Annotated in this window: 12 protein-coding genes; 4 read left to right on the top strand and 8 right to left on the bottom strand. The window is 71.0% G+C overall.

Annotated features, from left to right (window positions below; all coding sequences use genetic code 11):
• Positions 1–69: 69 nt before the first annotated feature.
• Positions 70–912, bottom strand: a complete 843-nt coding sequence (locus FHR32_RS26035; protein ID WP_184757158.1) for an MIP/aquaporin family protein — start codon at positions 910–912, stop codon at positions 70–72.
• Between the two features lie 486 nt (positions 913–1,398).
• Positions 1,399–2,751 carry an APC family permease gene (locus FHR32_RS26030; protein ID WP_184757156.1) on the bottom strand — a complete coding sequence of 451 codons (1,353 nt, stop codon included), beginning with the start codon at positions 2,749–2,751 and terminating at the stop codon, positions 1,399–1,401.
• A gap of 226 nt (positions 2,752–2,977) precedes the next feature.
• Here FHR32_RS26030 and selD point away from each other — a divergent pair, with 226 nt between their 5' ends.
• From selD to FHR32_RS26015, 3 genes are all read left to right on the top strand, one after another.
• On the top strand, positions 2,978–3,970 hold the full coding sequence (gene selD, locus FHR32_RS26025) for a selenide, water dikinase SelD (RefSeq protein ID WP_184757154.1): 993 nt from the start codon (positions 2,978–2,980) through the stop codon (positions 3,968–3,970).
• A 107-nt stretch (positions 3,971–4,077) separates the two neighbouring features.
• Positions 4,078–4,827, top strand: a complete 750-nt coding sequence (locus FHR32_RS26020; protein ID WP_184757153.1) for a TetR/AcrR family transcriptional regulator — start codon at positions 4,078–4,080, stop codon at positions 4,825–4,827.
• Positions 4,824–7,340, top strand: a complete 2,517-nt coding sequence (locus FHR32_RS26015; RefSeq protein WP_184757151.1) for a PEP/pyruvate-binding domain-containing protein — start codon at positions 4,824–4,826, stop codon at positions 7,338–7,340. The genes FHR32_RS26020 and FHR32_RS26015 overlap by 4 nt, the downstream gene beginning before the upstream one ends.
• A gap of 200 nt (positions 7,341–7,540) precedes the next feature.
• Here FHR32_RS26015 and FHR32_RS26010 read toward each other — a convergent pair whose 3' ends face one another.
• The 5 genes from FHR32_RS26010 to FHR32_RS46775 all read right to left on the bottom strand — a co-directional run bounded on the left by FHR32_RS26010 (position 7,541) and on the right by FHR32_RS46775 (position 11,255).
• On the bottom strand, positions 7,541–8,182 hold the full coding sequence (locus FHR32_RS26010; RefSeq protein ID WP_184757828.1) for a protein-L-isoaspartate(D-aspartate) O-methyltransferase: 642 nt from the start codon (positions 8,180–8,182) through the stop codon (positions 7,541–7,543).
• 174 nt (positions 8,183–8,356) lie between these two features.
• A complete protein-coding gene (locus FHR32_RS26005; protein ID WP_184757149.1) occupies positions 8,357–8,731 on the bottom strand; it encodes a hypothetical protein in 375 nt (124 codons plus the stop codon).
• 101 nt (positions 8,732–8,832) lie between these two features.
• Positions 8,833–10,011, bottom strand: a complete 1,179-nt coding sequence (locus FHR32_RS26000; RefSeq protein ID WP_184757147.1) for a hypothetical protein — start codon at positions 10,009–10,011, stop codon at positions 8,833–8,835.
• A gap of 2 nt (positions 10,012–10,013) precedes the next feature.
• Positions 10,014–10,325 (bottom strand): calcium-binding protein, encoded by a 312-nt coding sequence (locus tag FHR32_RS25995; protein ID WP_184757146.1) that lies wholly within the window; start codon positions 10,323–10,325, stop codon positions 10,014–10,016.
• 42 nt (positions 10,326–10,367) lie between these two features.
• Positions 10,368–11,255 carry an NUDIX hydrolase gene (locus FHR32_RS46775; protein WP_312882700.1) on the bottom strand — a complete coding sequence of 296 codons (888 nt, stop codon included), beginning with the start codon at positions 11,253–11,255 and terminating at the stop codon, positions 10,368–10,370.
• A gap of 239 nt (positions 11,256–11,494) precedes the next feature.
• On the opposite strand from FHR32_RS46775, the gene FHR32_RS25985 reads away from it, so the two are divergent.
• Positions 11,495–12,712: an MFS transporter gene (locus tag FHR32_RS25985; RefSeq protein WP_312882699.1), complete on the top strand. Its 1,218-nt coding sequence runs from the start codon at positions 11,495–11,497 to the stop codon at positions 12,710–12,712.
• A 266-nt stretch (positions 12,713–12,978) separates the two neighbouring features.
• On the opposite strand, the gene FHR32_RS25980 is transcribed toward FHR32_RS25985, so the two are convergent.
• A complete protein-coding gene (locus FHR32_RS25980; RefSeq protein ID WP_184757145.1) occupies positions 12,979–14,046 on the bottom strand; it encodes a class I SAM-dependent methyltransferase in 1,068 nt (355 codons plus the stop codon).
• Positions 14,047–14,050 lie beyond the last annotated feature (4 nt).

Here is a 14,050-nt window from a genome sequence, read left to right as displayed (position 1 = left end):
GATTTCACGGTAGGAGTTCCTCTCGTTCAGGGCGAGCGCGGTCTTCCTGTGAAGGCGGGGCCCGGCGGTTCAGTCGGGCCCGCTGGGGAGAAGGCCGGGCTCGGGCTCGCTGGGGAAACGGCCGCGTTCGGTCTCCTCGGCGCCCGGCAGGAACCGGCCGATGAGCAGCTCGTACAGGGCGGCGCCCAGCACGCCGCCGATCAGTGGCGCCACGATGGGCACCCAGAAATAGAGCTGGCCGTACTGATCTCGCCAGGCCGTCGCGTAGCCGGTGAGGAACGACGCGAGCCGGGGCCCGAAGTCACGCGCCGGGTTGATGGCGTAGCCGGCGTCGGTGCCCCAGGCCATGCCGATCGCCACCACGATCAGGCCGACGACGAAGGGCGCGAGGTTGACCCCGGGCGGGGAGTTGCCCAGGTCGGTGACGGCGAGGATGAGGAAGAGCAGGATCGCGGTGCCGATGATCTGGTCGCGGAACCCGCCCCAGGTGCCGACCGGCAGTTCTCCGTTGCCCGGCAGGGTGGAGAAGACGCCCTGGGTCTTGACCGTGAACCCGGGGTCGACTTTGGCGAGGACCTCGGAGTAGTTCCACCGCACGATCAGGGCCGCCACGAACGCGCCGGCGATCTGGGCCAGGGAGTAGGGCAGCACCTTGTGCCAGGAGAAGCCCTTGAAGGCCGCGAGGGCGACCGTGACCGCCGGGTTGAGATGCGCCCCGCTGAGCCGGCCGGCGGTGTAGACGCCCAGGGTGACGCCCAGTCCCCACGCCCACGCGATGCTGTCGTGGTCGCCGATGCCGCCGGCGACCACCTGGGCGACGACCCCTACCCCGAACAGGATCAGGATCATGGTCCCCGCGAACTCGGCGGCCAGTTCACCGACGATTTCAGGAAGTTTTCTGGGGTTCGCCATGTACGCCCTTCCGGAAGCTGTACGGCTCGCCCTTTCTGTGGACCGCCCTGGAGGCGAGAATCGGTCACCGGCCGGCCGGCCGCCGGCTCCGGCGCCCGCGGACCGTGTGGCCTGCCCCGCGGCCGGCGATTGCCGAGCCCTCGAATGCCAGACAGAATTTCCAGTTGTTAGTGAAATGTCCTGTATGTAGCCGATGACACGCATTAAATGGCCAATAGATGACATTGGCTGCCCCAAAAAGGGCGCCGGCCAGGCGACTCAACGCCGGAGCCCACGCCGGTCGGCCGGATCGCACGGCCCTCTACGAGGACAGACATGGTGCGCGGAGCGCCCGGCGCCCGGACCGCTCCGCCCGCTCAGGAGTCCGGGACTCCGCCGTCGCCCCGAGGTGCCCCGCCCTCTCCGGCACGCGGGAGGGGTGGTCGTCGAGTACGTCGAGTTCACACCCGACGCCCGCGTCCGAAGCACCGCCTGACCCGTGGGCCGCTACCCCTCGGCGGCGGGGGTGCCCTGGCGGCCCCGGGTCACCAGCCAGTTGACCACCCACAGGAGGAGGCCGATACCCATCAGGACACCCGCCCGGATGTAGACCTCGGCGGGGCGGCCCGTCAGGGGGCTGGCCAGCACGACGGCCAGGACGGCGCCGAGCACGGGCAGGGCCGTCGGCACCTGGTAGTGCGCGTGTTCCACGGTGTCCCCGCGGAGCACGAGGACGGCCACGTTCACGACCGCGAAGACGCACAGCAGCAGGAAGGCGGTGGTGTCGCCGAGGCCGGCGATCTCTCCCGTCGAGATCAGGGCGATGGCGAGCGCCGTGGTGAAGACGATGCCGATCACCGGTGTGCGGCGGCGCGGATCGACCCAGCCCAGCGCGCGCGGCACGACCCCTTCGCCGGCCAGGCCGTACACCAGCCGGGAGGCCATCATCATGTTGATCAGCGCGGAGTTGGCCACCGCGAACATGGCGATCAGCGCGAAGAGCTTGGGCGGGAAGCTGATCCCACCGGCCTTGACCACCTCCAGCAGCGGCCCCGACGACTTCTCCAGGACCCGGTAGTCGACCAGGAGTGAGGAGGTGATGGCGACGAGGATGTAGATCACGCTGGTGATCGCCACTCCGAGGAAGATCGCCCGGGGGAAGTTGCGCGAGGGGTCCTGGGTCTCCTCGGCCATGTTCACCGAGTCCTCGAACCCGACGAACGCGAAGAAGGCCAGAGCCGTGCTGCCGAGCAGCGCGAGGAACAGGCCGCCATCCTGGTCGGTGCGGAACTCGGTCAGCCTGGACGGCTCTCCGGCACCGGTGACGATCGCGTACACGCCGATGGCGATGATGACCACGAGCCCGGTCAGCTCGATGACCGTGAACACGATGTTGGTCTTCACCGACTCCGAGACGCCGCGGTGGTTCAGCAGCGCGACCGCCACGATGAAGACGATCCCGACGATGACGGCGGGCACCGTGAGGAACTCCTTCAGGTAGTCGCCCCCGATGGCGCGCGCCGCCGCGCTCGCCGAGGTGAGCCCGGAGCACATGACCGCGAACGCCACCATGAACGTCAGGAACGGCGTCCGGAAGGCACGCTGGGTGTAGAGGGCGGCGCCGGCCGCCCGCGGATACTTCGTCACGAGCTCGACATAGGACATCGCCGTCAGCAGGGCGATGACGAACCCGATCAGGAACGGCGCCCACAGGGCCCCGCCGACCTTGCCGGCCACCTTGCCGGTGAGGGCGTAGACGCCGGTGCCGAGGATGTCGCCGACGATGAAGAGGATGAGGAGCTTGGGGCCGATGGCCCTTTTGAGGGATACCTGTCCGGCATGAGGAGTGGGAGATGCCATGCATGATCCGATTCCCCTGCCAGGGCTTCCGACACGGCGATCCGGAGATTTCACACTTCCGGATCACGGCGCGGACGGCCTCGCGCCGCGGCGGCAGGCGAACGGGCCGGGCGGACACCCCGCATTCGGGGTGACGCCGTACGGGCGGGTCGGGAAAGATCGGGACGACGGCCGGGTCGGCGACGTCGCGGTCGCACACCCCTCATGACCTTTCCGAGGAGAACCGATGGACCGACGACTGACGCAGTACGCCCAGGGCGGCGGATGCGCGTGCAAGATCCCACCGGGTGAGCTGGAGCAGACGCTCGCCGGGCTCGGCGTCGCCCCACCCCGCGACGCACCCGGCGAGCTGCTCGTCGGCCTGGAGACCGGGGACGACGCCGCAGTGGTCCGTCTCCGGGACGGTGTGGCCATCGTGAGCACCGTCGACTTCTTCACCCCCGTCGTCGACGACCCCTTCGACTGGGGCAGGATCGCCGCCGCCAACGCGCTCTCCGACGTCTACGCGATGGGCGGACGGCCGCTGGTCGCGCTCAACCTGCTCTGCTGGCCCACCGGCACCCTCCCCTACGACCTCGCCCGCGAGGTGCTCCGCGGCGGCGCGGCCGTCGCCGCCGAGGCCGGCTGCCATCTCGCCGGGGGACACAGCATCACCGATCCCGAGCCCAAGTACGGCATGGCGGTGACCGGTGTCGCCGATCCCGCCCGGCTGCTCCGCAACGACGCCGGCCGTCCCGGCCTGCCGCTCAGCCTGTCCAAGCCCCTCGGTCTCGGCGTGCTCAACAACCGGCACAAGGCGACCGGGGAGGTCTTCCCCGAGGCGGTCGAGACGATGACCCGGCTGAACGCCGCCGCGGGCCAGGCCGCCGTCGAGGCGGGCATCGCGTGCGCCACCGACGTGACCGGCTTCGGACTGCTCGGCCACCTCTACAAGCTGGCGCGGGCCTCCGGGGTGACGGCGGTCGTCGACGCGGCGGCCGTGCCGTACCTCGCGGGGGCGCGCGAGGCCGTGCGGGACGGCTACGTCCCCGGTGGGTCGCGCCGGAACCTGGACTGGGTCGCGCCGCACACCGACTTCGGGCAGTCCGACGAGGAGACCCGCCTGCTGCTCGCCGACGCGCAGACCTCCGGCGGGCTGCTCCTCGCCGGGGAGATCCCGGGCGCCCCGGTGATCGGCGAGCTCATCCCCCGTGCCGGGAGCGTGCTCATCCTGCGCTGAGCCCTTCGCCGCCCCTCTCTCTGGTGTCCCCGTCCACAGTGTGCTATCAATTAAATGACCAGATAATGTCATTTGGTCAAACTTCTGCGGATGATTGAGCACGGACGATGAAGCCACAGGCCAGAAGGGTGGGGCGGCCACCCAAGGACGCCTCACACCACCTGGAACGGGCGCACCGCATCCTGGACGCCGCGACGGACCTGGTCCTGCGCTGGGGTTACGACAAGACCACCATCGAGGACATCGCCCGGCGGGCCGGGGTCGCCAAGGGCACGATCTACCTGCACTGGAGGACACGCGAGGAGCTGTTCGCCGCGCTGCTGCGCCGGGAGCGGGTCGCGATGCTCAACGAGGTGCGGCGGCGCGTCGAGGACAGCCCCGGCACGCTGCGCGACCTGCTCAGGCTGCTGGCCTCCGAGGTCATGAACAGGCCCCTGATGAGGGCGGTCCTGCTCGGCGACTCGGAGGTGCTGGGCAAGCTCACGCGGATGAAACGGGACGGCGAGATCAGCGCCGGCCTGCGTTCCGGCTTCGAGACCTACCTTGGCGCGCTGCTGGAACACGGCGCCCTGCGGACCGACCTCTCGCCCGCCGAGCATGTGACCGCGCTGGTCTCCATCCTGTACGGATTCCTCCTCGTGCCGCAGATGATGCCCGAGAAGTACCGCATGTCCAACGAGCGGCTGGCGGAGCTGCTCGCCGACGCCGGAAGCCGCACGATGGAGGCCGACGGCCCGATGACGGCGGAGAGCACCCGCGCGATCGCGCGGGCGACCCTGGACTTCGTTGACTTCGCCGTGGAGACCGCGCAGCGAAAACTGCGCGCCTCCCTCGGCTCTGAGGAGAATGCACGGTGAACGTCCTCCCCCTCCCCGATGAGGCAGCCGATCTCGCCCTGGCAGGCGGAAAGGGCGCCTCGCTGGCCCGGCTGGCGCGCGCGGGCCTGCCGGTCCCCGGCGGCTTCCACGTCACCACCGGCGCCTACCGGGACTTCGTCCACGCGGGCGGGCTGCACGACGAGATCATGCGGGCCGTGTCGGACACGCTCCCCGAGCAGGCCGCCCAGCGGATCGCGGCGCTGTTCGCCGGGCGCGAGATGCCACAGGAGACCGCCGAGGAGATCCTCGCCGCCTACGCCAGGCTCGGCGACGACGTGCCGGTCGCCGTGCGGTCGTCCGCCACCGCCGAGGACCTTCCCGACATGTCGTTCGCCGGGCAGCAGGACACCTATCTCAACATCCGCGGCGACGCCCTGCTGGACGCGGTCAGGCGCTGCTGGGCCTCGCTCTGGACCGCGCGCGCCATCGCCTACCGGACCGGGAACGGCGTGCCGCACGACGAGGTGGCGCTGGCGGTGGTCGTCCAGGAGCTGGTGCCCGCCGATGCGGCGGGCGTCCTGTTCACCGCGGACCCGGTCACCGGCGCGCGCGACCGCGTCGTGATCAACGCCTCCTGGGGCCTCGGCGAGGCCGTCGTCGGCGGGCAGGTGACGCCCGACACCGTCGTGATCGGCAAGGCCGGCGGCGAGGTCGTCGATGAGCACGTGGGCGACAAGACCGTCATGACGGTCCGCACGCCCGGCGGCACGCACGAGGAACCGGTGCCCGAGGAACTGCGCCGCCGTCCCGTGCTCGACCGGGCGCAGGCCGTACGGCTCGCGCGGCTCGGCATGGAGATCGAGGAACTGTACGGCACGGCCATGGACGTCGAGTGGGCCGTCCACGACGGGACCTTCTCCATCGTGCAGGCCCGCCCGATCACCCGGCTCAGACAGCAGGTCGAGGAGTGGAACGACAGCCTGACCGGCGACTGCCTGTGGACCGGCGCGAACCTCGGCGAGGCCATCCCCGACGTGATGACCCCCTGCACCTGGTCGCTCGTCCAGATCTTCATCCGTGAGGCCATGTCCACCTCCACCATGCCCGGCTTCAGCCTGGTCGGCAACATCGGCGGCCGCTTCTACATGAACCTGAGCATCGCGTTCTCGATTGCCAGGGCGATGGGCATGGGGAGCAGGCTCGGCGCGATCGAGCAGGTCTTCGGCAAGCTCCCGCCCGGCCTGGACGTGCCGCTGCTGCCCACCTCACGCTGGCAGATCGTCAAGAGCGTGCTGCCGCTCGTCTTCACCCTGCGCAGGCGGGTGGCGGCCAACGCCGCGAAGATGCCCGGCTTCCTCGCCACCGCACAGCGGCGGTGCACGACGCTGCGCGAGCGGGCCGCCACGGCCACGACGACGGACGAGCTGACCACGCTGTGGGAGCGGGAGCTGCTGCCGCACTTCGTCGAGGCCTGCCAGATGCTGGAGGCCGCCGGACGGCAGGGCGGCGCCGCCCTGGTCATGACCCGTGACAGGTTGCGCAAGCTGGCGGGCGAGACCGACGCCGAGGCCATGCTCACCGGGGCCAACGCCGACGGGGAGCTGGCCAGCCTCGGGCCGATCGTCGGCCTGGGGAAGCTCGCGAAGGGTGAGATCGACCGGGAGACGTTCGCCCGCACCTACGGGCACCGCGGCGCGCACGAGTTCGAGGTCTCCCTCCCCCGCCCCGGCGAGGACCCGGAGTGGATCGACGCGCAGCTCGCGGCCATGACCGACCCCCTGCACCAGGCGGACGCGCTGCTCTCCCATCAGCGGAAGGCCGGCGAGGCGGCCTGGGAGCGGTTCGAGCGGCGTCATCCCGGCAAGGCGGCGAAGACACGCGAGCAGGTGCGGCGGTGGAACGCGATCGTCCGCGACCGGGAGGACACCCGCTCGGAGGTGATCCGGGCCTTCTGGGCGCTGCGCGCCTTCGTCCAGCGGGCCGGGGAACTCACCGCGCACGGTGACGACCTGTTCTTCCTGTCGATCCAGGAGATCCTCGCCGTCCTGCGCGGCGACGGCACCCCGCTCGCACAGGTGGCGGTCCGACGGGCCACCCACGAGCGTTACGCGGCCCTGCCCGCCTATCCCACGCTGATCGTCGGCCGTTTCGACCCGGTCCGCTGGGCCGCCGATCCCGACCGGCGCGGCGACATCTTCGACGCCCGGGGCGGCAGCGCCCCGGTGAGCGAAACGGTGGCCGGTTTCCCCGGCGCGCCCGGCGTCGTCGAGGGCATCGCCCGCGTCATCGCCGGTCCCGAGGACGGCGACAGGCTCGCCCCCGGGGAGATCCTGGTGACGACGCTGACCAACATCGGCTGGACCCCGATGTTCCCCCGCGCCGCCGCCGTCGTCACCGACATGGGCGCGCCCCTCTCCCATGCCTCGATCGTCGCGCGTGAGCTCGGCATCCCGGCCGTGGTCGGCACCGGCAACGCGACCATGCGGCTACGCGACGGCGACCGCATCCGGGTGGACGGCGAGCGCGGCACGGTGGAGGTACTGACCGATTGAACTCCTCCCCGGCCTGAGGGCCGGAGAGGAGTTCAATTCCGCCACGACACCTTCTGGCTCTGACCGGCCGGTCCGGCGCCGCTCGCACGCGGGGCCGGGGATCGCTTCCATCCGCGCCCCGGCCTTGCGGCATCACGCCCGGGGTACGGAGGCCGCCCTCCGGCATTGGCCTCTCGCATGGTCCCGGTCGACCGACGCTCTCAGTCCGGGAAGCCGTACCGTCCGTGGAGGCGGACGAACCTGGCCAGTGTGAGGACCTGCCGACGCTCCAGCCCGGTCACGGTGCGCTGGAACAGTACGACCTCCTCCTGCCCGCCCGATCCGATCGGCTGCACGAGATGGCCGCCGAGCCGGAGCTGTTCGACCAGCGGCGGGGGGACCTCGGGGAACGCGGCCGACACGAGGATGCCGTCGTACGGAGCGTGATCCGGCACACCGCGGCTGCCGTCCCCGATGAGCAACTCGACATTGCCGACCCCGTGCCGGGCGAGATTCCACCGTGCCTGCCGGGCCAGATCCGGCCACCGCTCGATGGTCACGACATCGGCGGCCAGGCGAGCGAGCAGCGCGGTCTGGAAGCCGAGGCCGGTGCCGATCTCCAGCACATGGTCGCCCCCGGCGACACCGAGGCCTTCGATCATCCTTGCCGACAGCGAAGGCTGCGTGGTCACCTGCCCGTGCCCGATGGGGATGGGCTCGTCCTCGTAGGCGACCACGACCTGGTCCGCGGGGACGAATCCCGCTCGCGGCGTCGCCCGTACGGCCTCGAGCAGACGCTCATCGCGGGCGCCCGCCGCCCGGATGGCCCGGACGAGATCTTCGGGAGAAGCGCCTCCGGTCATATTCACCGCCCCCACTCCCGCCGGAGAGCGAGCATGCCGTCCGGCTCGAGGCCGGCCCGTGACCCGGAGCCACGGCCGACCCGGTCGAGAACCGCCTGAAGCCACTCGGAGTCTCCGCTCGAGGCGCGATGGAGACGCATGTCCACCGGCCGCATCGACATGGCCCCTCCTCCGTCACCGGTAGCGGAAGCCGTCGAGGAAGCGGCGGAAGAGCCCGCCCAGGCGGGGCAGGGGCTCGGCCGGCGGCGGCGCCACCGCGCGCTGCCGGGCGATGGGCCGGTCGTAGTCGGTCCGCGCGATGGCGTCGACGACCTGCTCCTCGTCGAAGTCCTCCGACCCCTCGACCACGGGGACGAAGCCGACCAGCATCCCGTTCCGCATCACCTGGGCTTCGAGGCCCGCGGTGCCGTCGGTGTCCCAGTCCGCCTCGCGCCCGCCGGGCAGCAACACGCGCACCCCGAACTGATATACGCCGACTCTCGCCAGGTGAGCGTCTATGCCGCGCTCGCGCAACGTGTCGACGACCCGCCGTGCCCGGTTCTCATCCACCTCTCCCACGGTAACCGGGCCGAGCCGCCCGCGAGCATCGACGCCGCCGCTCGTCGGTTGATCTACCTCGGCCGTCGTCAGCCGACGCCGCCGACTCCTCGTCAGCCGGTAGGCGGATCGGCGAGCCCGGCGTGGTCGAAACGCGCCATGAGGCTGGGCTTACGCAGATGCTCCTGCCGCAGGAGCGTGAAGCGCCGCGTGAACCCGTCGAGACGGTCGGCACGCTGGGCGACGGTCCGCAGGTCCTTGAGCAGCTCGACGGCCGCGTCGTACTCGCCCGCCTTCTTGGTGCCGATCATCGTTTCGACGCGCAGCCACGCTCCGTCCTCATCCCGGGCCAGCGCTTCCAGCCGCTTCTCCCGGGCCAGGGCCCGCTCCCGTTCGCGACGGGCCTCCTCCTCGGCCCGCCTGACCGCGGCACGGCGTTCGCGCTCCTGGCGGCGTTCCGCCGCGGCATCCAGCAGCTCGGCCACGCTACGCCGGGGAAGATCACCGTAGTCGTTCTTGGGTTCGCCGCGGAACCGGCGCAGCAGTTCCGCCCGGACCTGAGCCGCCTGGTCCCCGACGACCCGCAGCAACAGTTCAGCCTTATCCGCCTCGGTCAGGCCCGCGATCCACGTGGCCAGCTCGCGCGGATCGTCTCGCACGGCGGCCGGCGCCGGACTCGCCTCGGCAGCGACAGCGAGCAGATCAGCGTCGATGCGGAGGAAATCGGCCAAGGCCTGCTGCCCCGCGCTCAACGACCCCAGCCCCGCCGGCACCGGAGGTTCGAGTCCGTCCTCATCGGCGTAGTCGAAGGCGTCCTCATCACGCTCCCACGCACCGAAGGCCGACAGCCAGGCCAGGTAGAGAGGTCGCAGATCCCCGGCGCCGAGTTCGGCCCGGACACCGATGATGGCCGACAGGGAGTCCTCCGCGTACTCATCCCATTCGCCCGACTCGTCTTCGCTGGTCAGGTCAAGGATGAGATGCTCGCCCGCAACCCATGCCGTCACCTGGTCTCCGGCGCAGTACTGCTCGGCGACGTCCATGTCGAGGAGCGTTCGCGGCAGCCGGAGCATCACCCGATGAGTGCCCCAGTTGGCCAGATACAGATGGGCGTCGTAGTAGCGCTCCATCATCCGGCGCGGATCACCGCGGAAGTCTCCCCAGTGGTATTCGTTGGTGAAGCTGGTCGCGGTGATCCGGGCCCGGGTGGACAGCGCACGGACCTCGGCCTGCTGACGGGCGTCCAGGGGACGGTCCACCGCCAGAAACTGGTAGTACTGGTATTCGCTCATCGTCAGGACTCCCAGTGCCGGTAGGCGTCGATCCACTCCGAGCCTTCGGGGCGCGGAGTCGGCAGCGGAAGGTCGAGGATGCCGATCGCCTGCCGATGTGACCCGCGAGCGCAGATCGCGACGATCCCGCTCCCGCAGAACAGATCAATCTCCTTTACGGTGACCTCCGCCCCCAGGACGGTCGTCTGGAACGGCAGCGCCAGGTTGTCGGCAATCATGACGTGGAACCCGGCAAGCTGCTCGTCTTCGTCGTAGGCGTCGACGGTGGCCTCTTCGACCAACGCGTCCAGTTCCGCCTTGCTCAGTTTCGTCACGGCCACCAAGCTTAAACAGGACAGTGCGCGGCCCGGCCTTCTTCACCGGAGAGAGCCGCTCTGCGGCCAGCCGTGCAACGCGAGGCCCCGGCCGGCGACGATGGCCCGGACAGCCGCCGCGGGGTAGTCGATCGTGTCCGGCGGCAACCCGTCCAGCGGCCACCAGCCGATCTCCGAGCACTTGTGCGGCTCGGCGTTGTACGGCTCGCCGTCCCAGCGCTCCACGGTGAAGAACAGCCCGACCCGGTCCGGCGCGCGGTGCATCACGTGGGCGAAGACAAGACGCTCCGGGGCGATCGTCACGCCGACCTCCTCGCGGGCCTCCCTGATCGCCGCCTCGGTCACGTTCTCGCCCTCCTCCAGATGTCCGCTGGGCAGATGCCAGCGGCCGTCGCCGTACCCGGTGTTCGCCCGGCGGGCGAGCAGCACCGCACCGTCGCGGACGAGAAGCACGTGCACGTCGACAACGGCCCGGAACCGATCTCCGGCCGCCGGACGGGAAGGCGCCACCTCGGCGGGACGGGAACGGCCGGTGGCGATGGGGCCGGGATCAGCGGGACGGGAGGAGTGGTCGATGGCGGCCGGCCCGGGATCGGCGCGCTGGTCCAGGGCCTGGATCCACTTGACCGCGACCGCCGCCGCCTGAACCAGCTCCGCGCGCAACGCCTCCGGGTCGTCCTCGGCGAACGCCTCCAGCACCTCCTCGTGCAGGATGTGCCGCCAGGTCACCCCTTCCCCGGCCTTCGCCTCCTCCAGATCACGCTTGGCCCGGTCCGCCGCCGCCGTACGCTCCGGCCCGGTGCCGTCCGGATGCTCCTGCCACCCCCACATGGCGTCCTGAGCGACCCGCTCGGCCGCGACGTCGGCCAGCACCCGGGCCAGCGAACCGGGGACACCGTAATCACCGTCGGGAAGCGTGAACCCGGTCATGGACGAGACTCCTCGTGGATTCGGCGATCCGGCCGATCGGCGGCGCGGTTCCCGGACGGGCTCCGGGCCGTCACACGCTACCGAGGCCGGGAAGAGGCGCGGCGCGCGGCCACAGGTTTTCCGGACTCGGCTGAGAGCGAATCGCCTACGCAAATCTGCGTATTTCGTTCTTCCTGTCCTGCTTCACCGCATCTCAGCACGCCATACTTCTACGCATCCAGGCGACAGGAGCGCAGAAGGTGGCAGGACTCGGCAGGAACTTCAACACGTTGTGGGCGGCCACCGCCGTCTCCAACGTCGGCGACGGCATAGCGGCGGCCGCCGCGCCGTTGCTCGTCGCCTCGGTCACCGACGACCCGGTGCTGGTCGGCCTGGCCGTGTTCGTCCAGCAACTGCCCTGGGTGTTGTTCTCGTTGGTCAGCGGTGTCTTCGTGGACCGCCTCGACCGCCGTCGGCTGATCGTGGTGGTCAACGTGCTCCGCGGTCTGATCGTGGGTGTGCTGGCGCTGGCGGTGTGGCGGGACGTGGCGACGATCCCGGTCATCTACGCCGCCGGGTTCCTGCTCGGCACGTGCGAGACCCTCGGCGACAACGCCTCGGGCACGCTCGTCCCGATGGTCGTGAAGTCGGAGGATCTCCCCCGCGCCAACGCGCGCATGCACACCGTGTTCTTCGCGGTCAACCAGTTCGCCGCGCCGCCGCTGGGCGCCGCCCTGTTCGTGGTGGCGGCGGCACTGCCGTTCGGGATCAACGCCGTGACGTTCGCGCTGGCCGCCGTACTGATCTCCACCCTGCGCGGCGTACGGCAGGCCGCTCCGGCCGAGCGGCGGTCCGTGCGCGCCGACATCGGCGAGGGCATGCGCTGGCTCTGGAACCACTCCGCGCTCCGGATGCTCACGCTCGCCCTGTGCCTGATGAACGTCACGCTCATCGCCGGCTTCTCGATCCTCGTCCTCTACAGCCGTGAGCGCCTCGGCCTCGACGAGTACGGCTACGGCCTCCTCATCAGCGCGTCCGCGGCCGGCTCGCTCGCCGGTGCGATGATCGCCCCTCGGCTCCAGAGAAGATTCTCCGGCTCGCTGCTGCTCCAGGCCGGCCTGGTCATCGAGACGCTGACGCACGTCGGGCTGGCGCTCGCCACCACGGTGTGGGTCGCCGGGCCCGTCCTGCTCGCCTTCGGCGTCCACGGATCGGTCTTCGGCGCGGTCAGCGTGACGCTGCGCCAGCGGACCGTGCCCGACGCGCTGCGTGGCCGGGTGCAGAGCGTGTACATGATGTTCGCCGTCGGCGGTTCGGCGCTGGGCGCCCTGGTCGGCGGGCCCATCGCCCGCTGGCTCGGCATCGCCGGACCCTTCTGGGTGTCGGCGGCGGTGATGGCCGTGCTCACGGCCGTGGCCTGGCGCCCCTTGGGCCGGCGGTTCGTCCTCTCCGGCACGGACGGGCGCCGGGACGGCTAGGACGGCGGCGCGTCCTCTTGGGTCATGACACGAGTGACCAGGGAGCAGACGCGGTCTCACGCAATGTCTTCAGAGCCTGGGCCCTGGCCGGCCTCTCCGTCGCGGCCGGGCCCGCCGGCATGGTGACCTGCCCACCTACCTCCAGGGCGTCAACGGCGCCGCTGCGCAGGGGACGGGACTGGCCATGCTGATGTTCAGCGTACCGGTCCTGCTCATGCCCCAGCTCGGCGGGCGACCGACGTGGAACGGCGAGCTCGGCCCGCCCGCTAGGGTTTCAGCTCCAGCACCAGGTTGAACGGGGTGGCGGTCGCCTGGCGCATCCGGGTGAAACCCGCCTCCCGGGCCACGTCGAACAACCGCTCCCGCCCGGCCTGGGCACCCAGCGCCCCGGTCGCCCCCTGGGAGAGCGCGCCGGGCACGCAGATCGTGGCGGAGGCGTTGAAGAAGAGCCGGCCCACCGGGGTGAGGTCGTCCGGCAACCGGCCGTGCGCGAACGGCTCGACCAGCAGCACGGTGCCGTCAGGGGCGAGGGTCGTGTGGACGTGCCGCAGGGCGCCGACGGGATCTCCCATGTCGTGCAGGCAGTCGAACAGGCAGACCAGGTCGTAGCCGGTGCCGGGGTAGTCGTCGGCGCAGGCCGTCTCGAAGGTCACCCGGTCCGTCACCCCGGCCTGTACGGCCAGCTCGCGGGCCCGCGCGATCGAGGGCCCGTGGGAGTCGATGCCGGTGAGGCGCGCCGCCGGATAGGCCTGGGCCAGTACCAGGGTCGAGGCGCCGTGCCCGCAGCCGACGTCGGCCACCCGGGCTCCGGCGACCAGCCTGTCCCGCACCCCGTCGAGTGCGGGGATCCAGTCGCCCGGCAGGTTGGCTGCGTATCCGGGGCGGAAGAACCGTTCGGTGCCGTTGAACAGCGCCGGGTCGTGGTCGCCCCAGGCCAGGGCCTTGCCGCCCCGGTACGCGTCCACGAGCTTGGCCTCGTCGCGATAGACCGACGAGATCAATTCGGCGAGCCCTGTCATGAAGACCGGGCTGGAGCCGTCGGCGAACACCGTCGCCTGCTCCTCGGTCAGCGTGTACGTGCCGCTCTCGTCGACGCCCCCCTCAGGGGAATAGGAGACGTATCCCGCGGCGGCCTGGGCGGCGAGCCACTCGGTGACGAGCCGCTCCCGGGTGCCGGTGCGCCGGGCCAGCTCACCGGCGCCGAGTGGTCCCGCCCCGGCCATGGCCTTCCACAGGCCGAGCCGATCGCCGAGGACGACCGTCGCCGCTCCGAACGCGGCCCCCATGTCCAGCACGACCCGGTCCACGAGCTCCTGGAGTCTGGATCCGTCCATCGGA

The sequence above is a fragment of the Streptosporangium album genome (genome assembly GCF_014203795.1).
Taxonomy (GTDB): domain Bacteria; phylum Actinomycetota; class Actinomycetes; order Streptosporangiales; family Streptosporangiaceae; genus Streptosporangium; species Streptosporangium album.
This window is presented reverse-complemented; position numbering and strand designations above follow the sequence as displayed.

Bases quoted from the DNA above. Each gene is read 5' to 3' on its own strand.
- FHR32_RS26035 (WP_184757158.1), bottom strand. From the start codon at position 912: ATGGCGAACCCCAGAAAACTTCCTGAAATCGTCGGTGAACTGGCCGCC.
- FHR32_RS26030 (WP_184757156.1), bottom strand. From the start codon at position 2,751: ATGGCATCTCCCACTCCTCATGCCGGACAGGTATCCCTCAAAAGGGCC.
- selD (WP_184757154.1), top strand. From the start codon at position 2,978: ATGGACCGACGACTGACGCAGTACGCCCAGGGCGGCGGATGCGCGTGC.
- FHR32_RS26020 (WP_184757153.1), top strand. From the start codon at position 4,078: ATGAAGCCACAGGCCAGAAGGGTGGGGCGGCCACCCAAGGACGCCTCA.
- FHR32_RS26010 (WP_184757828.1), bottom strand. From the start codon at position 8,182: ATGACCGGAGGCGCTTCTCCCGAAGATCTCGTCCGGGCCATCCGGGCG.
- FHR32_RS26000 (WP_184757147.1), bottom strand. From the start codon at position 10,011: ATGAGCGAATACCAGTACTACCAGTTTCTGGCGGTGGACCGTCCCCTG.
- FHR32_RS46775 (WP_312882700.1), bottom strand. From the start codon at position 11,255: ATGACCGGGTTCACGCTTCCCGACGGTGATTACGGTGTCCCCGGTTCG.
- FHR32_RS25980 (WP_184757145.1), bottom strand. From the start codon at position 14,046: ATGGACGGATCCAGACTCCAGGAGCTCGTGGACCGGGTCGTGCTGGAC.